General features: G+C 62.9%; 23 protein-coding genes and 1 tRNA gene. 10 read left to right on the top strand and 14 right to left on the bottom strand.

All coding sequences use genetic code 11. The annotated features are described in order from the left end of the window. Positions 1 to 24: 24 nt before the first annotated feature. Positions 25 to 1,251: a PepSY-associated TM helix domain-containing protein gene (locus AAHE99_RS15485; RefSeq protein ID WP_342118245.1), complete on the bottom strand. Its 1,227-nt coding sequence runs from the start codon at positions 1,249 to 1,251 to the stop codon at positions 25 to 27. A gap of 93 nt (positions 1,252 to 1,344) precedes the next feature. On the opposite strand from AAHE99_RS15485, the gene AAHE99_RS15480 reads away from it, so the two are divergent. Beyond that, positions 1,345 to 3,456: a TonB-dependent receptor gene (locus AAHE99_RS15480; protein WP_342118244.1), complete on the top strand. Its 2,112-nt coding sequence runs from the start codon at positions 1,345 to 1,347 to the stop codon at positions 3,454 to 3,456. Positions 3,457 to 3,570: 114 nt separating this feature from the next. Next, on the top strand, positions 3,571 to 4,770 hold the full coding sequence (locus tag AAHE99_RS15475; protein ID WP_342118243.1) for a GGDEF domain-containing protein: 1,200 nt from the start codon (positions 3,571 to 3,573) through the stop codon (positions 4,768 to 4,770). On the opposite strand, the gene AAHE99_RS15470 is transcribed toward AAHE99_RS15475, so the two are convergent. Both AAHE99_RS15470 and AAHE99_RS15465 read right to left on the bottom strand, forming a co-directional pair. Further along, positions 4,767 to 6,998, bottom strand: a complete 2,232-nt coding sequence (locus AAHE99_RS15470) for a carbohydrate binding family 9 domain-containing protein (protein ID WP_342118242.1) — start codon at positions 6,996 to 6,998, stop codon at positions 4,767 to 4,769. The genes AAHE99_RS15475 and AAHE99_RS15470 overlap by 4 nt on opposite strands. Positions 6,999 to 7,021: 23 nt before the next feature. After that, complete coding sequence (locus AAHE99_RS15465) at positions 7,022 to 7,972, bottom strand: GlxA family transcriptional regulator (protein ID WP_342118241.1); 951 nt, start codon at positions 7,970 to 7,972, stop codon at positions 7,022 to 7,024. A gap of 96 nt (positions 7,973 to 8,068) precedes the next feature. On the opposite strand from AAHE99_RS15465, the gene AAHE99_RS15460 reads away from it, so the two are divergent. Then, positions 8,069 to 8,704, top strand: coding sequence for a cysteine hydrolase family protein (locus AAHE99_RS15460; protein WP_342118240.1), 636 nt, complete (start codon positions 8,069 to 8,071; stop codon positions 8,702 to 8,704). Here the strand turns inward: AAHE99_RS15460 and AAHE99_RS15455 are convergent. From AAHE99_RS15455 to AAHE99_RS15440, 4 genes are all read right to left on the bottom strand, one after another. Further along, positions 8,650 to 9,015, bottom strand: coding sequence for a hypothetical protein (locus AAHE99_RS15455; protein ID WP_342118239.1), 366 nt, complete (start codon positions 9,013 to 9,015; stop codon positions 8,650 to 8,652). The genes AAHE99_RS15460 and AAHE99_RS15455 overlap by 55 nt on opposite strands. 80 nt (positions 9,016 to 9,095) lie before the next feature. Beyond that, entirely contained in the window at positions 9,096 to 9,731 is a 636-nt protein-coding gene (locus tag AAHE99_RS15450; protein WP_342118238.1) for a GNAT family N-acetyltransferase, read from the bottom strand. Next, positions 9,728 to 10,219 carry a hypothetical protein gene (locus tag AAHE99_RS15445; RefSeq protein WP_342118237.1) on the bottom strand — a complete coding sequence of 164 codons (492 nt, stop codon included), beginning with the start codon at positions 10,217 to 10,219 and terminating at the stop codon, positions 9,728 to 9,730. Before AAHE99_RS15445 ends, AAHE99_RS15450 begins: the two co-directional genes overlap by 4 nt. A gap of 125 nt (positions 10,220 to 10,344) precedes the next feature. After that, positions 10,345 to 11,148 carry a hypothetical protein gene (locus AAHE99_RS15440; protein WP_342118236.1) on the bottom strand — a complete coding sequence of 268 codons (804 nt, stop codon included), beginning with the start codon at positions 11,146 to 11,148 and terminating at the stop codon, positions 10,345 to 10,347. 254 nt (positions 11,149 to 11,402) lie between these two features. On the opposite strand from AAHE99_RS15440, the gene AAHE99_RS15435 reads away from it, so the two are divergent. Then, positions 11,403 to 11,747 (top strand): hypothetical protein, encoded by a 345-nt coding sequence (locus AAHE99_RS15435; RefSeq protein WP_342118235.1) that lies wholly within the window; start codon positions 11,403 to 11,405, stop codon positions 11,745 to 11,747. A 51-nt stretch (positions 11,748 to 11,798) separates the two neighbouring features. Here AAHE99_RS15435 and AAHE99_RS15430 read toward each other — a convergent pair. The 6 genes from AAHE99_RS15430 to cysS form a co-directional block, all read right to left on the bottom strand. Beyond that, positions 11,799 to 11,891 (bottom strand) — tRNA-Ser (locus tag AAHE99_RS15430). 91 nt (positions 11,892 to 11,982) lie between these two features. Further along, the gene (locus tag AAHE99_RS15425) at positions 11,983 to 13,230 is read right to left on the bottom strand and encodes an aspartate kinase (protein ID WP_342118234.1); all 1,248 of its coding nucleotides are present in this window, start codon (positions 13,228 to 13,230) and stop codon (positions 11,983 to 11,985) included. Positions 13,231 to 13,366: 136 nt separating this feature from the next. Beyond that, a complete protein-coding gene (gene tilS / locus AAHE99_RS15420) occupies positions 13,367 to 14,743 on the bottom strand; it encodes a tRNA lysidine(34) synthetase TilS (RefSeq protein WP_342118233.1) in 1,377 nt (458 codons plus the stop codon). Beyond that, the gene (locus tag AAHE99_RS15415) at positions 14,743 to 15,717 is read right to left on the bottom strand and encodes an acetyl-CoA carboxylase carboxyltransferase subunit alpha (protein WP_342118232.1); all 975 of its coding nucleotides are present in this window, start codon (positions 15,715 to 15,717) and stop codon (positions 14,743 to 14,745) included. Before AAHE99_RS15415 ends, tilS begins: the two co-directional genes overlap by 1 nt. Before the next feature lie 66 nt (positions 15,718 to 15,783). Continuing rightward, positions 15,784 to 16,359: a DNA-3-methyladenine glycosylase family protein gene (locus tag AAHE99_RS15410; RefSeq protein WP_446728932.1), complete on the bottom strand. Its 576-nt coding sequence runs from the start codon at positions 16,357 to 16,359 to the stop codon at positions 15,784 to 15,786. Positions 16,360 to 16,430: 71 nt separating this feature from the next. After that, the gene (cysS, locus tag AAHE99_RS15405; RefSeq protein WP_342118230.1) at positions 16,431 to 17,828 is read right to left on the bottom strand and encodes a cysteine--tRNA ligase; all 1,398 of its coding nucleotides are present in this window, start codon (positions 17,826 to 17,828) and stop codon (positions 16,431 to 16,433) included. 169 nt (positions 17,829 to 17,997) lie between these two features. Between cysS and AAHE99_RS15400 the strand changes: the two genes are divergently transcribed. Genes AAHE99_RS15400 through AAHE99_RS15390 form a run of 3 tightly spaced genes read left to right on the top strand, consistent with a single transcriptional unit; the run spans position 17,998 to position 19,969 of the window. After that, positions 17,998 to 18,723 (top strand): peptidylprolyl isomerase, encoded by a 726-nt coding sequence (locus tag AAHE99_RS15400; protein ID WP_342118229.1) that lies wholly within the window; start codon positions 17,998 to 18,000, stop codon positions 18,721 to 18,723. 31 nt (positions 18,724 to 18,754) lie between these two features. Then, on the top strand, positions 18,755 to 19,246 hold the full coding sequence (locus AAHE99_RS15395; RefSeq protein ID WP_342118227.1) for a peptidylprolyl isomerase: 492 nt from the start codon (positions 18,755 to 18,757) through the stop codon (positions 19,244 to 19,246). Further along, complete coding sequence (locus AAHE99_RS15390) at positions 19,247 to 19,969, top strand: UDP-2,3-diacylglucosamine diphosphatase (protein WP_342118226.1); 723 nt, start codon at positions 19,247 to 19,249, stop codon at positions 19,967 to 19,969. Between the two features lie 110 nt (positions 19,970 to 20,079). On the opposite strand, the gene AAHE99_RS15385 is transcribed toward AAHE99_RS15390, so the two are convergent. Continuing rightward, positions 20,080 to 21,033 carry a bifunctional helix-turn-helix transcriptional regulator/GNAT family N-acetyltransferase gene (locus tag AAHE99_RS15385; RefSeq protein ID WP_342118225.1) on the bottom strand — a complete coding sequence of 318 codons (954 nt, stop codon included), beginning with the start codon at positions 21,031 to 21,033 and terminating at the stop codon, positions 20,080 to 20,082. Positions 21,034 to 21,141: 108 nt separating this feature from the next. Here AAHE99_RS15385 and AAHE99_RS15380 point away from each other — a divergent pair, with 108 nt between their 5' ends. Genes AAHE99_RS15380 through blaOXA (AAHE99_RS15370) form a run of 3 tightly spaced genes read left to right on the top strand, consistent with a single transcriptional unit; the run spans position 21,142 to position 24,030 of the window. Further along, positions 21,142 to 21,522: a BlaI/MecI/CopY family transcriptional regulator gene (locus AAHE99_RS15380; protein ID WP_342118259.1), complete on the top strand. Its 381-nt coding sequence runs from the start codon at positions 21,142 to 21,144 to the stop codon at positions 21,520 to 21,522. Beyond that, a complete protein-coding gene (gene blaOXA / locus AAHE99_RS15375) occupies positions 21,519 to 23,279 on the top strand; it encodes a class D beta-lactamase (protein WP_342118224.1) in 1,761 nt (586 codons plus the stop codon). The genes AAHE99_RS15380 and blaOXA (AAHE99_RS15375) overlap by 4 nt, the downstream gene beginning before the upstream one ends. Before the next feature lie 13 nt (positions 23,280 to 23,292). Further along, positions 23,293 to 24,030, top strand: coding sequence for a class D beta-lactamase (gene blaOXA / locus AAHE99_RS15370; RefSeq protein WP_342118223.1), 738 nt, complete (start codon positions 23,293 to 23,295; stop codon positions 24,028 to 24,030). Position 24,031 lies beyond the last annotated feature (1 nt).

The raw sequence follows: 24,031 nt of genomic DNA, 5'->3' as shown, positions 1-24,031 counted from the left end.
GATTTGTGACCATTTGGCAACTTTTTAAGCCGCTTGCTGCCGATTTGTTGCGGGATCGGCAGCCGCCAGGGCCGCCGCAGCGCGCGCCTTGCGGTGCATGGCGCGCCGCCCCAGCCACAGTACCAGGCCGGTGACCATGAACAGCAGCGGCGCCAGGCCGGAAACCGACACCAGCACCCGCCCGGCCAGTCCGAAGGCCTCGCCGGTGTGCAGCGGGAACTGCCAGTTGAAGAAGGTGTCGCCGTTGGCCGCCGTGAGCGGATCGCGCACGCGCAGCACGGCGCCGCTGAAGGCATCGACACTGACGCGGGTACTGCCGTCGCCTTTGCGGATCTCGCCCGGCTGGCGCATGCGGATTTCAAACGGCGCCTTGGCCGAACCCACGCTCACGCGCGACAGGCGGCCTTGCGGCAGGCGCTGTTGCGCCGCCGCCAGCGCAGCCTGCACGCTGATCGGCTGGCGTCCCTCGGCCGGCCCATTGACCGGCTTGGCATTCGATTCAAGCGTCGCCACCGCGCCCACTACCGGCCGCACCCACTCCGGCAAGTTCATCGCCAGGCCGGTAAAGCCCAGCACCGCCAGCACCGGCGTCATGAAGAAACCCACCGCGCGGTGCGAACTGTAATTGAACTGGCGCGAAGTCAGCGCGCCACGCACGGTGACGGACTTGCGCAGGCTGGACAGCGTGGCTTTCGGCCACCACAGCGCCAGGCCAAGCAGCGAGGTAATGGTCAGCAGCAGGCCGCTGATGCCAATCACGGTCTTGCCGGCTTCGCCCGCGAACAGGTAGCGGTGCAGGTGGAACAGCGACGGCATCAGCAGCGGGCGGCTCAGGCCGAACTCGCCCCAATTGCGCTCGCCCAGCACTTCCAGCGTGTGGCGGTCCAGCATGACCTGGCGCGAAACATCGGTATCGAAGGCGCCCTTGTCCTTGGCCGGCAGGCGGTACCAGGCCACGTACACATCGTCCGCCGCGAATGGCAGCATCAGCTGCGACGGCTTGCCGTAGCCCGGCTCGGCGGCCAGCTTGTCGTATGCCGCCTGCACCTGGGCCGGCGTCGGCGCATGCGCCTGGGCGGGCGCGTTCGCGCTGCGCGAATGCAACAGCGTGGGATTCAGCGCCGCATCGAGTTCGTGCATCCACGCCAGCGCCACGCCGGTCAGGCCGGCCATGACGAAGATCGCCCCGAACACCAGGGACACGTAGAGGTGGATGTCGCGCAATCGAGCGCGCAGCAAGCCGGTAACCATTATTAAAGCTCAGCAATAAACTGTTTGAAATTATAAATGAGAATGATTATCATTGCTGCTTTCTTTTGTATCTTTCTGTTTAGGAGTAACTGTATGACCGCTCTGCATCCCCTCACCCGCGCCGTGGCGCTGGCCTGCCTGGCCCTGTCCGGCAGCGCGGCGCTGGCCCAGAGCAGCGAAGTGGTCATTACTGCAACCCGCAATAGCAAAAGCGTCGACAAGATCCCCGGCGCCGTCAGCGTGATCTCGCAACGCGAGCTGGAAACCCAGTATCTGCTGGCAGACGATCCGTCAGCCGCCCTGGCCACCTACATCCCCGGCTACGCCCCGAGCCGCCAGAAAATGAGCTCCACCGGCGAATCGCTGCGCGGCCGCAATACCCTGATCCTGCTGGACGGCGTCCCGCAAACCAATCCGCTGCGCGGCGGCATGCGTGAAGGCTATGTGGCCGATACCGCCATCATCGAACGCGTGGAAGTGATCAACGGCGCCTCCGCCATGCAGGGCATGGGCGCCACCGGCGGCATCGTCAACTACATCACCAAGTCGCCCAAGGCCGAAGGCACCAGCCAGAGCGTGAACGTGCGCCTGTCGTCCCAGCTGCGCCACGACAGCCTGGATTGGAAGACCGGCTACACCTTGCAGCACAAGTCCGGCGACTTCGACCTGCTGGCCTTCGGCAGCATCCAGCAGCGCGGCCTGGGCTACGACGGCAAGGGCCGCCCGCTCGGCATCGAAGCGGTGCAAGGCGATACCATGGATTCCGAAGGCACGGACCTGTTCTTCAAAGTCGGCAAGAACTTCGGCGACCAGCGCCTGCAGCTGACCGTCAACCGCTTCCGCATGGAAGGCGACGGGAACTACAAACCGGTCAACGCCAACTTCGCGACCGGCACCCCGACCAGCGCCACGCCTGGCACGCCGCCCGGCGCCCCGCCGCGCAACAAGGTTGAAACCACCAGCCTGGAATACCGCCACAACGACCTGGCGGGCGGCTCCTTCAGCGCCCAGCTGTTCAAGCAGGATTTCGCCTCGCTGTACGGCGCCACCAACACCTCCACCTTCCAGGACGTGAAGATCGCTCCCACCGGCACCCTGTACGACCAGTCCGAAGTGGTGGCCGACAAATATGGCGCCAAGCTGACCTACGTGCGCCCCAACCTCGTGATCAACGGGCTGGAATTCACCGCCGGCCTGGATGTCCTGCGCGACCGCACCAAGCAATGGCTGGCCGGCACCGGCCGCACCTGGGTGCCGACCCTGGACTTCACCTCGCTCGCCCCATTCAGCCAGTTCGAATACGAAATCGGCCCGCTGACCGTGCGCGGCGGCCTGCGCCATGAAGACGCCAAACTGGACGTCGACACCTACACTACCCTGGCCGCCTACGGCAGCCGCTTGGTGCAAGGCGGCGAACGCTCCTTCACCAAGAACGTGAAGAACCTCGGCGCGGTGTGGCGCTTCAACCGGAACTGGTCGGCCTTCATCTCCAGCGCCGAAGGCTTTGGCCTGCCCGACGTGGGCCTGGTGCTGCGCGCCGTGAACCGCCCGGGCCAGTCGGTCGCAACGCTGTTCGACATGGAACCGGTCATCACGCGCAATAACGAGATCGGCGTGAACTGGCGTGGTGCGATGGGCAATATTGGCGCGTCCGTCTACGACTCGCGCTCCAAGCTGGGCACCGCGCTGCGCATCAATTCCGCCGGCATCGGCCAGCTCGATCGCGTGCCGACCACGGTGCGCGGCTGGGAAGTCTCCGGCGAGCTGCGCGCCAGCCGCGAGCTGTCGGCCTTCGGCTCCTTCGCCCGCACCATGGGCAAGACCGCCACTACCGCCGGCGCCCCAATGGATGTGGAGCTGGGCGCCCGTTCGCAAGGCCCGGACAAGCTGGTGGCCGGCGCCAACTGGCAATGGATGCAGAAGGCGAACCTGCGCCTGCAGGCGACCAAGCTGTTCGACCGCGACATCAACATCGGCCGCACCGTTGGCACCTCCAACCTGGAAGAGCATTTCAACGGCTACACCCTGGTCGACCTGGCGGGCAGCTACGACAGCCCGTGGGGCAAAATCGGCGTGGGCATCGAGAACCTGACCGACCGTCAGTACGTCGGCTACTACCCACAATCGGTCAGCTACAAGGACCCGGTATCGCACTTCGCAGGCCGCGGCCGCAGCCTGTCCGTCAGCATGACACGTTCCTTCTAAACAACCACAAGCCGCGCGGGACTGCGTTATACTGACGCTTCCCCGCGCCCCACACCTGCGCCTTTTTTCATCCCGGCCAAGACTTCGCCAACCATTCCGGACAAGGAATCGGCTGTGCGCACTTTATCTTTCAATTCCCAATTCGCCGCTTCGCCCGGCGCCGCGCCGGCTGCGGCGACAGGCATTTCGCCAGCGCTGGAAGCGAGCTACCAGCAGGACATCGTGCCGGCCAAGTACCGCTCGTTCAGCCAGGCTTGCATGCTTTGCATGTTGTTGTATATCTCGTTCGGCGTGCTGGATATATGGGCGCTGCCCACCGCACTAGGTTTTGCCTGGAGCGTGCGCACGGTGGTGGTCCTGGCAACGTTGGCATGCCTGCTGCGCGCCTGGCGCAACCGCAGCTGGTTTACCCGCCACTACAACGCGCTGACGGTTGGCCTTTACGCATTGTGGGGCATTGGCATCGAGGTGATCATCGCTTCTTCGATGCCGGGCGAGGCCTCCTGGACCCACTACTACGCCGGCCTGACCCTGGTGACCACGGCCCTGTACACCTGGACCTATGTCACCCCGCTGGCTGCTGCCTTGCTCGGCACATCGCTGACCGCCGCTTATGCGGCGATTGCCATCGGCTGGCAGCAATTGCACCTGCGCGCCGAAAGCAGCGCCCTGGTGGCGATCATGTTCTTCCTGATCAGCACCAACCTGATTGGCATGCTGTCGATGCTGGCGCGCGAAAAATTCTCGCGCCAGGCGTTCCTGCTGAAACACATGATGCGCAAGGACCTGGAGGAAATCGGCAACGAACAGCGCCATTCGCAGCACGTCTCCGAACATGACCACCTGACCGGCCTGCCGAACCGACTGCGTTTCGAACGCCGCATCCATGAACTGTTTTCCAACGCCACACTGGGCGGCAATAGTGTCGGCCTGCTGTTCATCGACCTGGATGGATTCAAGCCGATCAACGATCTCCACGGCCATGCGGCTGGCGACGCGGTGCTGGTGGAAGTGGCGCGCAAGATGATGGGCCTGATCCGCAGCGAGGACCTGGTGGCCAGGCTGGGCGGCGATGAATTTGTGATCGCCATCCCGCTGGCGCACGACAGCACCGAACGCCTGCACAGCCTGCGCCTGGCGCTGTCCATGCGCATCGGCCAGGCCTTGAAGTGGGAAGGCAAGCAGCTGCGCGTGAACGCCAGCATCGGCAATGCCTGCTTCCCGGCCGATGGCAAATCAGTTGCGGAAGTGCTCTCGGTAGCCGACCGCTCCATGTACCTGGACAAGCAACGCGCAAACCAGCGCGCCGGCTAGATCCCCCACTGGACCTTGAGTGTCAGGCCCTTGCTGGCGCCGGGCAAGGCGCCGTTGGTGTCGGTGGTGGCGCCGACCGAAACGATACGGTCGTGGCGCGTGGTGCGTTTGTACAGCAAGGAACGGTGTTGGTAGCGCTCGCCCCACGGCTCCAGCAGATACGGCAAGCGGTCCTGGCGCTGTGCGGCGGTGTTCTGCACGATCAGCCGCAAGGCATCGCGCGGGGTTGCGTGCAGCGTACCGACCCAGCGCCAGCCGCTATCGCTGTAGTCCTGCAGCTTGTCATGCTTGACCCAGGCGCGGTTCCAGCGATGGTCGGACTCCAGGCTCCATCCGCCGGGGAGCGGGAAACGCAAATTGGCTTCCAGTTGCAGGTTGCCGCCCTGCCCCACCGCATCAGCCTCGGTATCGAGCTGGCGTCCCAGTGTCAGCTCGCCCTCCAGCTTGACGAAGCGCGCTGATGGCGAGCTCTCGATGCCGAAATGCGCCGCCGGAACGCGATGCAGCTTGCCGCCGCTATGCGCGCGCAGCTGGTCGAAACCGGCTTTGGCCCAGAAGCGGGTCTGGCGTCCGGCGAACAGCCAGATGCCGGGTCGCACCCAGCGCTCCACCACTTCGTTCGACAAGGTGCGCGTCTCGCGCAGGCCAAGGTGCAGCTCCGTCTCGTATGCATCGAACAGCGCCAGGTCGCGCGCGCCCATGCGGCGGTTCAGCTCCAGATCGCCCTTGACGATGCCCGCCTGCGGCACGAAGCCGTTATCGTTGGCGAAGTTGCTGCCGACGACTTCCAGCTGGGCGATATTGAACCAATCGTCCGAACTGTAATTCAACCTGCTATAGCCATAGCCGCTGCCGCGCACGGCGCCGGACCGGGCCACGCCATCCTCGCCGAACTGCGCGCTGGTGCGCGACGCCATGGCCGTCCATGCCAGCTGGGTGTGGCTATCGCCATTGGCAGGCAAACGCCATTGCCCGTCCACGCCCAGCACGGTGTTGCGTCCGCCCTGCCCATAATCGCGGTCGGACAGGAAAGCCCCCGCCACTACCTGCTCCCCATGGCTGCGGGCGCGCAGCAGCGTCACTTTGCTGTCGCTTGCGCTGACATGCTCCTGCGTTCCGTAAGGCGTACCGCGCATCACCACCCCACCCGCACGGTCGCTGAGGCTGAGGGCCGTGGCATCCGCATCGGCGCCGCGCCAGGTCGCGCGCATGCCCCAGCGCGGTTCGGCGATGGTACGCGAGTAGAAGGCCGGCAGGCGCATGCCCAATACGTCCGCACTCTCCAGGAAGAACGGCCGTTTTTCCGGCAGGCTGAGGGCAACCTGGCTGGTGCTGCTGGTTGGAGCGTCGATCTCGACTTGCGAAAAGTCCGGGTTCAAGGTGGCGTTGAAGACCCAGTCCGCGCGCGGGCGGGCGCTGATATCCAGGCCTACGCTGGTCTGGCTGCTGCCCTTGCTGTAGTCGTCGCGAATGCGGTGCGTGATTTCGGGACGCAGTTCCCAATAGGGCTTGTCCCGCACTTCCGGCAAGACTTTGGCGATACCTTCCAGCTCCTCCATCTCGGCGATGAAGTGCAGCGACTCCTTCTTCAGCGGGGCACTAAGCAACAGCATCCCGTCCGCATGCGGGACGCTGCGCTCCACCATCACACGCCACGGCTTGCCTTCGCCGTAGGGGAAACGCAGGCTGGAAAGCGGCCAGCGCACTTCCATCGAATAGCCGTCGGGCAGCAGGTGCACCGCGCTTTCCACTGGATAGTCCGGGCCCAGATCGTCCTCGTCTTCATCGGCACGGTAGATGCCGTCGCTCATGACACCGGCCACGTTCACACGCACGAATTGCGCCGAACGCCCATGGCCGCTGGGGTCGATCCAGATGCCGATGAAGTCCTGGTCGCGGTCAACCTTGTCGCGCCGGGCCAGTGTGCCGTTCAGGGTCTTGGGATCGCCGTTCCAGGCACGCACGCCGAATACCAGCGCGTCGCGGTCAACCAGCACCCGCACGGTGGTGCGCAGGTGCTCCGGGGCATTGCGCCCGTCTTCCGGCTGGTATTGATAGAACCGCCCGTTCACCGGCGCATCCGCCCACACCGCCTCATCGAGTTTTCCGTCAAGCTGGACTTCCACCGGCTGCGTAGAGATGCGTGCGGCCAGGCTCTGCCGCTCCACCGCTTCCACCGGTAGCGACAGCGCCAAAGTCAGTAAGGAAATTGCGCCACGTGCTTTCATCGTGGCGGCGATTATAAAGCGACCTAAGAATTAGGGCACTGGAATTTATCACGGTACGCCGATGGCGAGCTGTGGACGTTGGCGCGGAAGTGCTGGCGCAGCGAAATGGCGCTGCCAAATCCAGCCGCCTGCGCCACCGCCTCGATTGACGCATCGGTAGTCTCCAGCATGCGCTGGGCATGGGTGAGGCGCTGGTTCAGCAGCCATTGGGTGAACGAGGTGCCGGTCGCTTGTCGGAAGTGGCGCGTGAAATTGCGGCGGCTCATGGCGGCGCGCGCTGCCAACGCATCGAGGTTGTGCTCCTCGGCCAGGCGATGCTGTACCCATTCCATCACTTGCGCCAGCCGTCCTTCGGTGGCACTGGCCGGTACCGGACGCTCGATGAACTGCGCCTGCCCGCCCTCACGGTGCGGCGCCACCAGCAGGCGGCGCGCCACCCGATTGGCGTAGTCCGCACCCGCCAGCTTGCGCAGCAGGTAAAGCGAGCAATCGAGGCTGGCCGCAGCACCAGCGGAGGTCAGCACGTCGCCCTCGTCCACATACAGCACCTCCTCGTCGACCCGCACTTGCGGGCGCCGCGCCGCCAGCTGATCGGCGAAGGCCCAGTGCGTGGTCACCGTGCGGCCATCAAGCAGCCCCGCCTCCGCCACAGGGAACGCACCCAGGCACAGCCCCACAATGGTGGCGCCCCGCGCGTGCGCACGCCGCAGCGCCTGGAGCAGCTCCGGCGGCGACGGGCGGCAGTCATCGTGCCAGGTCGGCATGATGACGATGTCGGCGCCCGCCAGCGCGCGCAGGCTCTTATGGGCGGCGATATCGAAACCCGCCGTGGTCCGCATCGGCCCACGCTCGGCCGAGCAGACGGTGACATCGAACATGGTTTCCCCATGCGGGCCGCCAAATACCAGGCATGGCACCGAGAGGTGGAAGGGAGTAATGCCGTCGAAGGCAATGATGGCCACTTTTTTACGCATGGCCCGATTATATCGAATGACGTCCTACGGGCCACTGTCGCATGGACCGGCGCGGACGCACAATGGCGTCCATCAACCACCACAAAGGAGCTCAAGATGCCACGCCGTGCACTGATCGTCATCGACGTCCAGAACGAATACTTCACCGGCAAGCTGCCGATCGAATACCCGCCGACCGCGCAGTCGCTGCCCAATATCGTGCAGGCGATGAAGGCCGCGCGCGAAAGCGGCGTTCCCGTGGTGGTCGTCCAGCACGACACGCCCGCCGAAGCCCCGGTCTTCGCGGTCGGCTCCGACGGCTGGCAATTGCATCCGGAAGTCGCAGCGCAAGGCGCCGACCTGCACATCAACAAGAAGGTGGCCAGCAGCTTCACCGGCACCGGTCTGGCGCAATGGCTGAAGGACAATGCGATCGACACCCTCACCATTGCCGGCTACATGACGCACAACTGCAACGCCTCTACCATCCTGGAGGCCTGGCACATGGGCTTGACCGTGGAGTACCTGTCCGACGCCACCGGGTCGCTGCCGTATGAAAACGCAGCAGGCCGCGCCACGGCGGAAGAAATCCACCGCGCCTTCAGCGTCGTATTCCACTCCAACTTCGCAGCCGTCGCGACCACCCGCGTATGGGCCGATGCCGTCAGCGCCGGCCGCGCGCTGGAGAAGGACAATATCTACTTGTCCAACTTACGCGCCCGCGAAAGCTTGGGCCGCGCCTCGTCGGTCTGACGCTTGCCGGCCGGGCCAGTCGCCGACTCCTGCGAGCCGGCGTGCTGGTCCTGCTGCATGCTGTCAACAGTCCGGCCCGCCTCGGCCGCCGCGCCACGCTCACGCGCCCGCTCGGCCGACTGCCGCGCCGCCCAGCCAGTCTGCTGGCTGCCGACGCCTCCCCGCTCACCTACGCCAGCCGTATCGCGCTGCATCGATCCGCTGCCGCGCTGCGCATTGGCCGGCGCCACACCGGGCGCCCGGCCCTGCAAACTGTCGGGCGCAACGGGATTGATCTTTTCCTTGCTGACCATGATTGCATCCTCCTCCAACTCGGATGCCGCCATGGTGCGCCTGCCCTGCTCCCACCGCTATCGGCGCGATCCCGCGTTCGTTGTAGGACAAAGTCCCCTTACACGACAACGGCCGCTGTCATCGGCGACACCAAGGTCCAGCCGATTGCCTGGTAGAGGGCGCGGCCCTGCTCTGTCGCGACCAGCACGCCCACTTCGGCGCCCTGGGCGATGGAGTAGTTGGACAGCGCGGCCATCACCACGCGGCCAAGACCTTTACGTTGATGCGCGGGCTCGGTCACGATCTGGTCGAAAGTCGCAAAGCCGTCGTGGTGCGCAGCGCGGCCTTTGGCGGCCGGCTGCCCATACTGATCCTTGAGCTCCACTTCGGTGACTGCGCCATTGGTGGAGACAGTCAGGCAATAGCCCTCCGGCGGCGCAGCAGTCGCGATTTTCAGGGGCGCTGCCATCAAATATTCCGGCGCCTGGAGCTGCCAGCCCTGATGCAGGAGCGGCGCGACTTTCTCCGGTTGGGCGCAGACTTTGAGCCAGGTGCCGGGAATGTGCATGGTGCCCGCCAACTCGCGAAGCACATCCTCGTCGTCGCCCGTCACCACGTGGCGCTCGCAATGGTCAGGCTGACCAAGGGCGATCTTGCAGCCGTATGGCTGGCTGACGGGGGAGGCTTTGCCCCGTGTCAGGCTCCATCCCTTCGCCCATGCAGTTGCAGTACGGGCGACATCAAAGCCGCTCATGCTGCGGAAGGCTTGCGGTAACCCGACTCCATCCAGGCCGTCGCGCTGGCGACGCTCAGTTTGAAGTTTGGCGCCACGCGGACTTGCGCCTGCTCCTCACCGAAAGGATCGAAGGCCGTCAGGGTGGCGTAGGGGTCATCTTCATCCGGCGTGATGTCGAGGTTGACAGTGATGTAGGCCGCGCCGATGGTGTGTACACGCACGCTCTTGTGCAGCTGCGCGTGCAGTTGCTGCTCATGGCGGCGGATTACTTCGTTAGCCGTCTTGACCAGGGTGTTGAAGGCGCCAACGTCGAGCGGCTTCGGGTTCTTCTTGTCGCGCCCCATGGTCCAGGGCCCAACCAGCGCGGGCTCCGCCTCGCCATCCTTCACCATCGCCACCGCCCAGCCGTCATCGTCTTCGTTCTTGATCACGCGCGCAGTCCAACCATTGCCCTGCCACAGGCGATCTTCCTGCACCAGCACGTCTTCCACCAAATCTTCCATCATCCCGCCCCAAAGTTGGCTTGTTGAAAATACTGTGATTATATACAGTTATTTATTTCCAGCAAGCGGGGAACTTGTCGAGGACCGAGGCGAGCGACAGGTAGGGGCAATTTCTGGCTTGCGGCCGCCTAGTTCGAGCCAATTTTCATTATTTTCTTGCGCGTCTGATCAAAGAGCTCTTGCGCCGCAGGCTCTAAATCCTCACGCAGCAAAGCGCGCAAGTCACTATGATCGCAGTCGCCCTCGGTCGCACAGGGCACTAACACGCGGATATTACTCGCACAGGTACCAGTTATCTCACAACTCGCGGCAGCAGCGGCGCGGAACAGCAATTCGCGATTGGCGCCATCGGCGAATGCTGGCGACAACGATTCCGCATAATGTTCCACATTTATTTCCAACGCCGCAGCAAGCAGGTATGGAGAGCCGCTGCGCACCGCTTGCTGAATATGTTGGGTCGCCGCATCAGGACTGCTGGCCGGCGCCAGGCCTCCTGGCGGCAGCAGCGGGTCCACTGCCCCTCGGCTGTTAGCACGCTTGATTCCCGCCATAAAGGTCACTTCGCTCGGAAACTGCGCTGCCACGCCTGCGCATCGCTGCTTCAGTTCCAGGACTTCTTTACGGGCGTGCTCGCGCTGGGGATCGTGATCGGTCGCTGGGAATTTGAATGGAGCGATTTCCTGGCACTTAATGTAGGCCAGTGTCGCGTAGAAGCGCCCGCCCTCCTCCGGTCTTTGCATTGCCTCTTGAATGAAGGCTGCATAGTTTGGGGCAGTCTCAAACTGTAGCTGCATTCGTTGCACCGTCGGCGCGGCATCGATCGCGCTCACATTTTGGCGTACCTCAATGTCCGGTTTGAAAACACGGGAAGGAACTGGGCGCTGTCCACTCTCAGCTCTCGCGTCAGGATGTGCATACAAATGGTAGCCCATCGTAACTCCGGCGATAGCAGCCAAGATCATCAACGCAAAATAGCTCGACCGTCGCACTCGTCACCCACTCCCCAATGCAATGTATGGACGAGTTTATACAACAGAAGGCCCGGTTCTCCGATAAAAAATTTGAACTTTTATGGCCGCCGCCTGCCTAACATCAAAACCGCAGCCTTCCCGATGGGCCAAAGTCAAAAGGACAACGGGGAGGCCGTACGGACGACCAAACACGAATCACCAAACTGGAAGCCGAAGTGGAAACACTGCGCGAAAGCACAATGCGCTTGCAGCGATCCGTTGATTTACTTCATGACGAGGTGGTGCGACTTCGCACTTACGTCGAAGACGGTTTCGAAAAGCTGAGAGAGCGAATAGATCGGCAGAGCGAGCAATTCGACAAGAAATTGGCTGACGAGCGCGCCGCAAATGAGCGGAATTTCAAAGAGCTCCGCGCGAGCATTGAGCGTGTCGTTGCAGAGGGCCGCGCCGAAGCCGCAGCTCGCAGTGCCGAAGCAAAGCGCACCCGGCAATGGTTAACCACGATCGCCGTATCGATCGCCATTGGTGTGGCCGGCATGATTGCCAGATATTTCTTTTGAACGTTGAGAAACAAAAAGCCCCGAGTTCCCTCGGGGCTTTTTGCTTGAATCTGGCGGAGGCGGTGGGATTCGAACCCACGATACAGGTTTTGCCCGTATGCTTCCTTAGCAGGGAAGTGCCTTCGGCCACTCGGCCACGCCTCCTCGTTGGTGCATTACTGCGTCAACGCGACCGCTATATTAAAGACCGACCCTGCTTTGGTCAAGGGTAATACAGCGGCTTTTTTGGAAATATTTATGCTTTTTCCAGTTCGAAGGCTTTGTGCAGTGCACGCACAGCCAGCTCCATGTATTTCTCGTCGATCAGCACGGAAATCTTGATCTCGGAGGTGGAGATCATCATGATGTTGATGCCCTCTTCCGCCAGGGTCTGGAACATCTTCGATGCCACGCCCACGTGCGAGCGCATGCCCACGCCGACCACGGAGATCTTGGACACTTTGGCGTCGCCAACCAGGGTGTGGTGGCCGATCTCGCCCTTTTCGTTGTGCAGCACATCCATCGCCTTCTGGTAGTCGTTGCGCGACACGGTGAAGGTGAAGTCAGTCTTGCCGTCGACCGCCTGGTTCTGGATGATCATGTCGACTTCGACGTTGGCGTCGGCGACCGGGCCCAGGATGTGGTAAGCGATGCCTGGACGGTCTGGCACGCCCAGCACGGTGATTTTGGCTTCGTCGCGGTTGAAGGCGATGCCGGAGATGACTGCTTGTTCCATGTGTTTATCTTCCTCAAACGAAATCAGGGTGCCCGAGTTGGCTTCTTCTTCCAGATCCATCAGCGGATCGGTCAGCGAGGACAGCACGCGGGTCGGTACGCGGTAGTTGCCGGCGAATTCCACCGAGCGGGTTTGCAGGACTTTGGAGCCCAGCGAAGCCAGTTCCAGCATCTCTTCAAACGTAATCGCCTTCAGGCGGCGCGCTTCGGATACCACGCGCGGGTCGGTGGTGTAGACGCCGTCGACATCGGTGTAGATCAGGCATTCGTCGGCCTTCAGCGCGGCGGCAATCGCCACAGCGGAAGTATCGGAACCGCCGCGGCCCAGGGTGGCGATATTGTCGTTCTCGTCCACGCCCTGGAAGCCGGTGATGATCACGATGCGGCCCTTGTCCAGGTCTTCGCGCACGCGGCCGTCTTCGATCGACTGGATGCGGGCTTTGGTGAAGGCGGAATCGGTTTTAATCGCTACTTGCCAGCCGGTGTAGGAAATCGCGTCCTTGCCAATGGCTTGCAGCGCCATCGACAGCAGGCCCACGGACACCTGCTCGCCGGTGGAGGCGATCATGTCCAATTCGCGTGGGTCTGGCGGGTTCTGGATTTCCTTTGCCAGGGCAATCAGACGGTTGGTTTCGCCGGACATTGCCGACGGTACTACCACCACCTGGTGTCCTGCGTCGTGCCACTTGGCGACGCGACGCGCGACGTTCTTGATGCGTTCCGTCGAGCCCATCGACGTGCCGCCGTACTTGTGAACGATTAAAGCCATGCTGATTTTTCCGCATTGATGTGATAAAGGGAGCCCTTTACTCTACATGCTGCGCTGCAAAATCTCAAGTCAAAAAGGTCATACACTCATACCTATTTGGCATAAGTTCATATGTATAGACATTTGTTGGCAAAAATTATTTGGTTTCCCAGCGGAATACCAAACGATGATCTGGACCTTGGGTCAGTTTATGGCAATCCATGCCGATCCCGCCCGCATAGAGTGTATGGCCGGGGATCGATATCATCGGCATGCGTTCGCGCTCCCAGGCGGGGATGCCAAGCGTTTGGTAGTGCTGCTTGAGGGTGCGCGTGGGGCGGTTGCGGGCTGGCTTGAGCTTGGCGCCGCCGGTGCGGAAGGCGATGGTCAGCATTTGCTGGCGCAGCCAGTCGGGGTCGAGGCCGAGAGGGGCCAGTTCGAAATGCAGGGTGCCGCCGAATTGCGGGAAGTCGATGTGGGTCTCGCCGTTCCAGCGGAAGCTTTCCTGCAGCTCGGCGTCCGCCTCGGCGCGGCGCGGCACCAGGTACAGGCGCTCGCGGTGGCGTCGCACTTCGCAGTCGGGATGGACCACCTTCAGGTTGGCGTCGTCGCGCGCGGTCAGGGCCTGTTCCTGCATCTCGGCCAGCCAGTTTGACGATGGCAGGCGGATGCCGCGCTCGGTGAACCAGTGGCGCAGCAGGTTGGAAACGCGGTCGGCGCTCAGCGCGCGCACACGCACCATGTCCAGGCTGGCGCGCGCATCGCGTGGACCGCCCTCGCCGCCCGCCAGGCAGGCATGCAGGTCTTCCGCCGCCTGCTCGGTCAGCAGGCGCTGCGCCGACTGGGCGTGGCGCGCGCTGCGGGCGAAGCGTTCCTGGAAGCCGGGGAAGGCGGCGGCCAGGCGCGGCATCACCTCGTGCCGCAAGGCGTTGCGGGCGTAGCGGGTGTCGGCGTTGGATTCGTCCTCGATATGGGCGATGCCATGCTCGCGCACATAGTCTTCGAGCTGGGCGCGGCTGGCCGAGAGCAGCGGGCGCACCAGCAGCACATCTTCCGTGCCGAGCAGGCCGGCGGCGCGGTTGGAGGTGTCCATGCCGGACAGGCCGGCGGGGCCGGAACCGCGCAGCAGCTGCAGCAGTATCGTTTCCGCCTGGTCGTCCAGGTGGTGGGCGGTAAGCAGCTGGGCGGCACCGTGTTCGACGCATAGCGCGCCCAGTGCTGCGTAGCGCGCTTTACGGGCCGAGTTTTCGCTGCGGTCGTCGAGCGTGACGCGGCGCACGGCAAAGTCCACGCCAAGGCGTGCGCATTCGGCGCGGCAATGCGCTTCCCACGCGTCTGCGTTGGGGCTCAAACCGTGGTGGATGTGGAAGGCGAACACCCTGCGGCCGCTGGCAGCCGCATAGGCGGCAGCCAGGTGCAACAAGGCGCTGCTGTCCAGGCCACCGCTGTAAGCGATGGCGAGGGATTGTTCCGCAGCATGCGGAACCTGGGACAGCGCCTGCTCGAAAATCTGGGAGGCGCTGGGGTGGCGCATTACTCTTGGGAGGTGGTTTCTTTGAACTTGCCGTAGCCCATCAGCTTTTCGTGGCGGGCTGCCAGCAGGTCCTTGGTCTTCACACCCTGGAACTGGCGCAGGGAATCAGCCAGTGCGCGCTTCAGCAGCTTGGCCATTTCCTTCGGATCGCGATGCGCGCCGCCCAGCGGCTCGTTGACGATCTTGTCGACCAGGCCGATGGCCTTCAGGCGGTGCGCGGTCAGGCCCAGTGCTTCCGCCGCGTCGGATGCGCGCTCGGAGGTCTTCCACAGGATCGATGCGCAGCCTTCCGGCGAAATCACCGAGTAGGTCGCGTATTGCAGCATCAGCACGGAGTCGCCCACCGCAATCGCCAGCGCGCCGCCGGAGCCGCCTTCGCCGATGATGGTGGCGATCAGCGGCACTTTCAGTTCCGCCATCACGTACAGGTTGTGGCCGATCGCTTCCGACTGGCCGCGCTCTTCCGCGTCGATGCCTGGGAATGCGCCAGGGGTGTCAACGAAGGTGAAGATAGGCAGGTTGAACTTTTCGGCCAGCTTCATCAGGCGCATGGCCTTGCGGTAGCCTTCCGGCTTCGGCATACCGAAGTTGCGCATCGCGCGCTCTTTGGTATCGCGGCCCTTCTGGTGGCCGATCACCATGCATGGCTGGCCGTTGAAACGGGCGAAACCGCCCACGATGGACTGGTCGTCCGCATAGGTGCGGTCGCCGTGCAGCTCGTGGAAGTCGGTGAAGATCTCGTTCACGTAGTCCATGGTGTATGGACGCTGTGGGTGGCGGGCGATCTGGGAAACTTGCCAAGGAGTCAACTTGGCGTAGATGTCTTTGGTCAGCTGTTGGCTCTTCTTGGCCAGGCGGTCGATCTCCTCCGAAATGTCGACAGCCGAATCGTCTTGTACGAAACGCAGCTCTTCGATCTTGGAATCCAGTTCCGCAATCGGTTGCTCAAAATTGAGGAAAGTCGTTTTAATCATTGTACCTCCGAGTGTTTTGCTACCACTGCAACCCTGCTTCTGGCCGGGGTGCGGTGAGAATTTGCGCTATTTTACCGGAACCGGGTCCAGGCTACGCCATAAATACCAGGTGGCGACCGTCCGGAACGGTTCCCAGTTGGCGGAAACCTCGCGCGCATCACTGCGCGACACCGGCTCGCCCGAGAAATAGTTGTGGCTGATACCAGCGATCAGACGGCTGTCGTCCAGCGGCAGCACATTGGGACGGAGCAGATTAAATATCAAAAACATCTCTGCTGTCCAGCGCGTAATGCCGCGGATCTGAACCAGTTCGGCGATCACCGCCTCGTCATCCATCTGCGCCCATTGGGCGGCGTGGACCTTCTTATTCTTGAAATGGTCGGCCAAATCCAGGATGTATTCGGCCTTGCGCTTGGACAGGCCACAGCCCGCCAGCGTCGCGGCGCCGGCTTTTTGCACCGCCGCCGGAGTAAATTTTGGACAAGTTTCCAGCAGCTTGGCCCAGGCCGCATTGGCCACCTGGGTCGTCACCTGCTGGTTGACGATGGCGCGCGCCAGGGTAATGAACGGGTCGTCATGGCCAACCAGGTGCAGATCGCCGAATTGGGGGATCAGGCGGTTCATGATGCGGTCGCGCTTCATGAGTTCCGCCTTGGCTTCCTCCCAATACGGTGGCACCGGGGCCTGTTCCCCGTTTTCCCTGGTTAGAACCATTACGCGCGGCGCCAGTTGGTGGTGCCGTCAGGCTTGTCTTCGAGGACGATGCCGGCTGCCAGCAGGTCGGCACGCACCTTGTCGGCAGTGGCGAAGTCGCGCGACTTCTTGGCCGCGGCGCGGCTGGCAATGGCGGCCTCGATGGCTGCTTCGTCCATGCCCTCGCCTGCTGCGCCTTTCGGGGCGGCCTTGCGGAATTCCTCCGGGCTGCGCTCCAGCAGGCCCAGGACGGCGGCCAGGCCTTTCAGCTGGCGCACGGCGACTGGGGATTTGGTCTTGTTCACTTCCGACGCCAGGTCGAACAGCACCGACACCGCGATCGGGGTGTTGAAGTCGTCGTCCATCGCTTCGGCGAAGCGCTTGGCATTCTCTTCGTTCCAGTCCAGCGGCTGGCCGTCGCCTTCCACGCCGTCCAGCGCGGTGTACAGGCGGGTCAGCGCACCGCGCGCGTCTTCCAGATGCACGTCGGAGTAGTTCAGCGGGCTGCGGTAATGGGCGCGCAGGATGAAGAAGCGCACCACTTCGGCGTCGAACATCTTCAGTACTTCACGGATGGTAAAGAAATTGCCCAGGGATTTGGACATCTTCTCGCCATCCACGCGCACGAAGCCGTTGTGGATCCAGTAATTGGCCAGGGTCTTGCCGGACGCGCCTTCCGACTGGGCGATTTCGTTCTCGTGGTGCGGGAACTGCAGGTCGGCGCCGCCGCCGTGGATGTCGAAGGTCTCGCCCAGCAGGGAGCAGGACATCGCCGAGCACTCGATGTGCCAGCCCGGACGGCCCTTGCCCCACTTGGAATCCCACTTCACCTCTTCCGGTTCGGATTCCTTGGCAGCCTTCCACAGCACGAAGTCGAGCGGGTCGCGCTTACCGGTGTTGACGTCCACGCGCTCGCCGGCGCGCAGGTCGTCCAGCGACTTGCCGGACAGCTTGCCGTAGCCTTCGAACTGGCGCACGGCGTAATTGACGTCGCCGTCAGCCGCCTTGTAGGCCAGGTCTTTCGCTTCCAGCTTCTCAATAATGCCCAGCATTTGCGGCACGTATTGGGTCGCTTTAGGCACGTCGGTCGGTTCCAGGATGCCCAGGGCCTGGCAATCTTCGTCCATGTATTGGATGAAGCGGCCGGTCAGCTGGCCGATGGTTTCCTTGTTCTCGACCGCGCGCTTGATGATCTTGTCGTCGATGTCGGTGATATTGCGCGCATAGCGCACCTCGTAGCCCGATGCCTTCAGCCAGCGGTAGATGACGTCGAACGCCATCAACATGCGGCCGTGGCCCACGTGGCAGTAGTCGTAAACGGTCATGCCACAGACGTACATCCGGACTTTGCCCGCCTCAATGGGTTTGAACGACTGCTTTTCGCGTGCCAGCGTGTTGTAAATCTTTAAATTGCTCATCGGACTAGAAGTAAACGGGCAAAGGGCGCGAAACGCCTGGGGCGCCGCACCGGTGCTCGGTGAGTTACAGGGGGATAAGCCCACCCTTTGTTATAGTTCTACTTTGTTAGAATGGAACGTCTGCCGAAGTATAGCACTGAAAATTTCGACCACGCGAGTATCAAAACTTATGAAGAAAACAATAAAGCAGAAGTTAACCTGGTTTGCTTTCGCCGCCGGCATCGTCACCGGCAGCCTGCTGGCCGCCACCGGCATCGCCCTGGCAGCCGACAACCCGCAAGTGTCGATCAAGACCAACCTGGGCGAAATCATTGTCGAGCTGGACCAGGAAAAAGCGCCGATCTCGACCGCCAATTTCCTGGCCTACGTGAAGAGCGGCTTCTATAAGGACACCATTTTCCACCGCGTGATCAACGGCTTCATGGTGCAAGGCGGCGGCTATACCGCCGACCTGAAAACCAAGCAGCCGCTGCGTCCGACCATCAAGAGCGAAGAAAAGAACGGCCTGTCCAACCTGGCCTACACCCTCTCCATGGCGCGCCACGACTCGCCGGACTCCGGCCAGTCGCAATGGTTCATCAACGTGGTGGACAATATCGGCCTGGACTACCCGAACGCCAAGGGCCACGGCTACGCCGTGTTCGGCAAGGTCATCCAGGGTAAGGAAACGGTCGACAAGATCAAGGTCCTGCTGGTGGACGACAAGCCGGGCTTCCAGAACATCCCGGTCCACCCGGTCGTGATTAAATCGACCACCATCCTGAAGAACCGGATCGTGCCGCCAGCGCCTCCTGAGCCAGTCGCCCCGGCCCCGGCTGTCGAACCCGCGCCGCCGGCGCAACCGGCCCCGATTCAGGAGCCCACTCCTGCTCCGGTGCAGGAGCCTGTAAAATAACGCTTTTTTAGAAACACAAAAGGACAACAAGATGACCACCATCACCATCACCACCAACAAAGGCACCATCGTTGCCCAACTGGACGCCGAAAAAGCGCCTAAGACTGTTGAGAACTTCCTGCACTACGTGAATGCTGGCCACTACAACAACACCATCTTCCACCGCGTGATCGATGGTTTCATGATCCAGGGCGGCGGTTTCGAGCCAGGCATGAAGCAGAAGCCCGCTGACAAGACCGTGGAAAACGAAGCCAAGAACGGCCTGAAGAACGAGCCATACACCCTGGCCATGGCCCGCACCTCGGCTCCTCACTCCGCATCGGCCCAGTTCTTCATCAACGTGAAGAACAACTCCTTCCTGGACTACCCAGGCCAGGACGGCTGGGGCTACGCCGTGTTCGGTAAAGTTACCGAAGGCACCGAAGTGGTTGACGCCATCAAAGGCGTGAAGACCACCCGTTCCGGCATGTTCGCTGACGTGCCAGCGGAAGACATCATCATCGAAAAGATCGAAGCAGCGTAATTGATTCTCTTCGTATCAGACCTGCATTTGCAGCCGGCGCGGCCGGTGCTGACGGAAGCCTTCCTGCGCTTCCTCGACGAACATGCGCTGGGTGCAAGGCAGCTCTACCTGCTGGGCGACATTTTTGAATATTGGGCGGGTGATGATGACCTGCCGGAGCCCTTCCACCAGCAGATTGTGACCGCCCTGCGCCGCGTGAGCGACGCGGGCGTGCAGCTATTCTGGATCGCGGGCAACCGCGATTTCCTGGTCGGCGAACAGTTCGCCACCGCGGCGGGCCTGACCCTGCTGCCCGAAACCTGGGTCATCGACGCCTACGGCCAGCGCATCGTGCTGCTGCACGGCGACGCCCAGTGCACACAAGACGTCAAATACATGGCCTTCCGCGCGCAAGTGCGCCAGCCAGCGTGGCAGCAGCAATTCCTGTCCATGCCGCTAGAGCAGCGCAAGCAGATCATTGCCGGCCTGCGCGAGCAGAGTAAGCAAGGCCACGCCGAAAAGTCCTACGAAATCATGGATGTGACGCCGGAAGCGATTGCCGACGTGTTTGCGCAAACCGGCACCGCCATCATGATCCACGGCCACACCCACCGCCCTGCCCTGCATGAAGTCGCCGGCACCCGCCGCTACGTCCTGCCGGACTGGGAACCTGAATCCACGCCTCCACGCGGCGGCTGGATCGCCATCGCCGAAGACGGCGCCATCACCCAGCATTACATTTAAGGCAAACATTCACGTTTGCCACTATTTTGCGCACGAAAATTTTGTCGCGCAAAATCATAGGCTTAGCTCGATCGCATGCCCCTTGTTAACAGAGTTTTCCACAGAAACAGTTAACAACTCGCCTGGGAAAGATCCAGCCGCCACGTTTCATTGGCCATGTCTTTGCCAAAGGCGTGGACTGGCTCGCTGGCGACCAGTTGGTAGCCTTTGCTCATATAGATTTTGCGTGCCTCTTGCTGCTGGTCGGTGGTCCAAAGCTGCATGGCGCGGTAGCCGGCGGCGCGGGCGAAGCGGTGGCACTCGTCCACCAGCGTGGAGCCGAGGCCGTAGCCGCGCGCTTGCTCTTCCACCAGCAGCAGGCGCAGTTTGGCGACGCCTTCTTCACCGCTTTGCGCTACCGCGATCGAGCCGACCCGCTGGCCGTCCATTTCCGCGATCCAGCAGCGCTCCAGCGCGGGGTTGAAATTGCGTTCAAAGTCGGCGCAGATTTGACCGACCAGCGCTTCGAAACTGGCATCCCATCCCAGTTGCTTGCCGTAGAACTCGCCATGGCGGCGTGTGATCCACTCCAGGTCGCCCGGGACATGCGTGCGCAACACGAAGGGTTGGGCGTATTTCATGCCGGCCTGCTTGCCGAGCAGTTCGCGGATGGTGCCCATGGCTTCCAGCAAGCGCAGCTGGTCGTCCTCCCCCAACTGGGACAGCATTTCCCCTACCTCTTCGCGCGAACTACGGTCCAAGGGCTCATAGACTTCGCGACCGTGTTCGGTCATCTGCAGCGTCTTGGAACGGGCGTCAGTTGCCGATGGCACCTTCCTGACCAGGCCAGCGCCTTCGAACTTGGCGACGATGCGGCTAAGGTAGCCACGGTCCAGCCCAAGGTCGCGGCATAAGGCGCTGGATGGCTGCTCGCCGTGGTGCGCCAACTCATACAGCACGCGCGTTTCGGTCAGGGTAAAGTCGCTATGCAGCAGGCCTTCACGCAGCACGCCGATCTGGCGGGTGAAGAAGCGGTTGAAGGAGCGGACCGCGGCGACGCGGTTATTCAGGTCGGTATCAGTCATGCAAAAAGTGTAGAGCAAATTTGTTGACTGCGTCAACAAATTGAAATCATTGACACGATTGTGACATTTGTCGCATACTGGAGCCAATTGTCACAAACCCTGCTCACCATGTCCATTCCTTCGACACCTGAACTCTGCGTCCTGAAAGCGCTCTGGCGGCAGGCGCCTTTGAGTGCACGCGAAATCCACACCGCCGTGGAGGGTGAGCTGGGCTGGTCGTTCTCGTCCACCCGCAAGACGGTGGAGCGGATGATGGAGAAGGAGATGGTGGCCCAGCACGTGCGCCACGGCGTACAGGTCTACGAGGCCTTGCTCGATAAGGTCGAGACGCTGGCCGCCTACGCCCGCGATTTCGGCAGCCGCATCATGGAACTCGACACGCCGCTGCCCGTGAATATGTTCGCTGGCAGTAAGCTGGTGGATGCCAGCGAACTGGCGCAACTCGAGCAAATGCTGTCCGACTGGCCTGACGAGGATGCCCCGGCATGAACGACTTCGACCTTCTCATCATGCGCTTCCTGCTCGCGAGCCTGGGCTGCTTCGCGGCGGGCTTCAGCGTGTGGGTGTTGAGCGCGGCGCTGCGGCGCTGGTTACCCGCTTTGGCGGCACAACGTTCGCTTTGGCTGTTCGGCCAACTCACCGTGCTGGCGACTTTCGCATTGCTCCTGCTGCCGCACAGCCAGCGCGTGCGCCTGATTCCGCCGCTCGAGGTGGCGACCGAAACGGTGACGCACTACATCGCGCCGCCCAAGCCCGCCAGCCTGCGCCATGCACTGGCTGCCGCGCCGCGGGACGAGGACAACGCGGCAGACGCGCGATCCTGGCTGCTGCTTGGCGCGCAGTTGTGGTTTGCCGTCTACCTGGCCGGACTGGTTTGGTCGCTTGTGAGCCTGAGCCGCGCCCAGCGCATGCTGGACCGCCTGGCCGAAAGCGGCACCCGGCGCGCCGCCGCCGGCGCCGACATCGTCGAAGTCGATGCGCCGATCTCGCCGATGCTGCTTGGCCTGTTCCGCCCTCGCCTGCTGCTGCCGCGCCACCTCGGCGGCTTTGATCCGCTGCAGCGTGAGCTGATCGTCGAACACGAAATGACCCACCTGCGCCGCCACGACCTGCAGTGGATGGCTGCGGGCGTCCTGCTGCAAACCCTGTTGTGGTTCAACCCTTTCATGCGCCTGCTGCGGGCCAACCTGACCTGGGCGCAGGAACTTGGCTGCGACCGCGACGTGCTGCGCGGCCGCCCGCCGGCACAGCGCAAGGCATATGCGGCTGCACTGGTGGCGCAACTCAAGCTGCAGCACCTTGCGCCGCAAGGCGCCCTGGCCTTCGGCAGCATCGACGCCAACACCTTGAGCGAGCGCGTATCGCTGATCCGCACGCCTGGCAATGCACGCCGCGCCATGTGGGCGCGCGCAGCTACCGTGGCGCTGCTGCTGGCCATTGCAGGCGGCAATTTCGCCTTGCAGCCGGCCTTGGCATGGAGCGTTTCGCCCTCCGCGCAATCGATGGCGGCGCTGGACTGCACCACTTTCGTCGACGCCGCCAGCGGCAAGTCCCTGCTGCGCGATGGCGATTGCGCGACCCGCATCACGCCGGTTTCTACCTTCAATATCGTGGTCAGCCTGATGGGTTACGACAGCGGCTTCCTGCGCGACCAGCACGCGCCGATGCTGCCCTACCGTGACAGCTACAAGGCCGGCCGCAAGGAATGGCGGCGCGACCTCGATCCCAAAGAGTGGATCCGCCTGTCCGCCTCCTGGTATGCGCAGCAAGTCACAGGCCAGCTTGGCGAGCAACGCTTCAGCAACTACGTGCAGCGTTTCGGCTACGGCAATGGCGACACGCGCGGCGACGCAGGCAAGAACAATGGCCTGAAGTGGTCGTGGATGGGATCTTCGCTGCAGATTTCGGCCGACGAACAAACGGCCTTCCTGCGCCGCCTGGTGCGCCGCGAGCTGGGACTTGCGCCGCACGCTTACGAGCAAACAGCCGGCCTGCTGAAAGTGGCCGAGCTGCCCGGCGGCTGGCAAGTCTTTGGCAAGACCGGCACCGGCGCGCCTCTTGGCCCGGACGGCAAGGACGACTACTCGCGCTCCTACGGCTGGTTCGTAGGCTGGGCCACCAACGGCGAGCGCACCATCGTGTTCGCCCGCATGCACCAGGACGACAAGGAAATTGAAGGCGCTGCCGGCCCGCGCCTGAAGGAAGCCTTCCTGCGCCAGCTCCCGGCGCAACTCAGCAAACTCTAACCGGAGACATAACATGGACCGCAAATTCGTCGCCCTGCTTGCAGCAGGGCTGGGCCTCCCTTTGCCCGCGTTTTCCACTGAACACTGCCTGGCCGTGGCCGATGCCGCCACCGGCAAGTGGCTGGTGCATGAAGGCGTATGCGATCAACGCCTGCCGCCCATGTCCACCTTCAAGCTGCCCATCGCCCTCATGGGCTACGATGCCGGCATCTTGCGCGACGAGCACGCGCCGGTGCTGCCCTTCAAGGAAGGCTACGCCGACTGGCGCCCCGTCTGGCGCCAGCCGCATGACCCCAGCTCGTGGATGGCCGAATCCGTGGTCTGGTATTCGCAGCGCCTGACCGAGCAAATGGGCGCGCAGCGTTTCAGCGCCTACGTGCAGCGCTTCGGCTACGGCAACCGGGACGTCAGCGGCGACAAGGGCAAGGACAACGGTCTCACCATGTCCTGGCTGAACTCCTCGCTGCGCATCTCACCGGACGAACAGATCGGCTTCCTGCGCCGCGTGGTGCAGCGCGAACTCGGCCTGCAAGCGCTAGCCTATGACACGGCAGCGGCACTGGTGCGCCGCCCCGAGCCGGTCGGCGGCTGGCAAGTCTTCGGCAAGACCGGCAGCGGCCGCAATGTCGGCTGGTACGTCGGCTGGCTGGAGCGCGATGGCAAACGCATCGTCTTCGCCCAGGCAGGCAGCAGCAGCGGGCAGGAAATCCGCGACGCCTTCCTGGCACGCTTGCCGCGCCTGGCGTTGTAGG

Origin of the sequence: Pseudoduganella sp. OTU4001, from assembly GCF_038440195.1 — a bacterium.
Taxonomy (GTDB): domain Bacteria; phylum Pseudomonadota; class Gammaproteobacteria; order Burkholderiales; family Burkholderiaceae_D; genus Rugamonas.
Note: the sequence above shows the minus strand (reverse complement) of the source record. Positions and strands in the feature narration are given on the sequence as shown.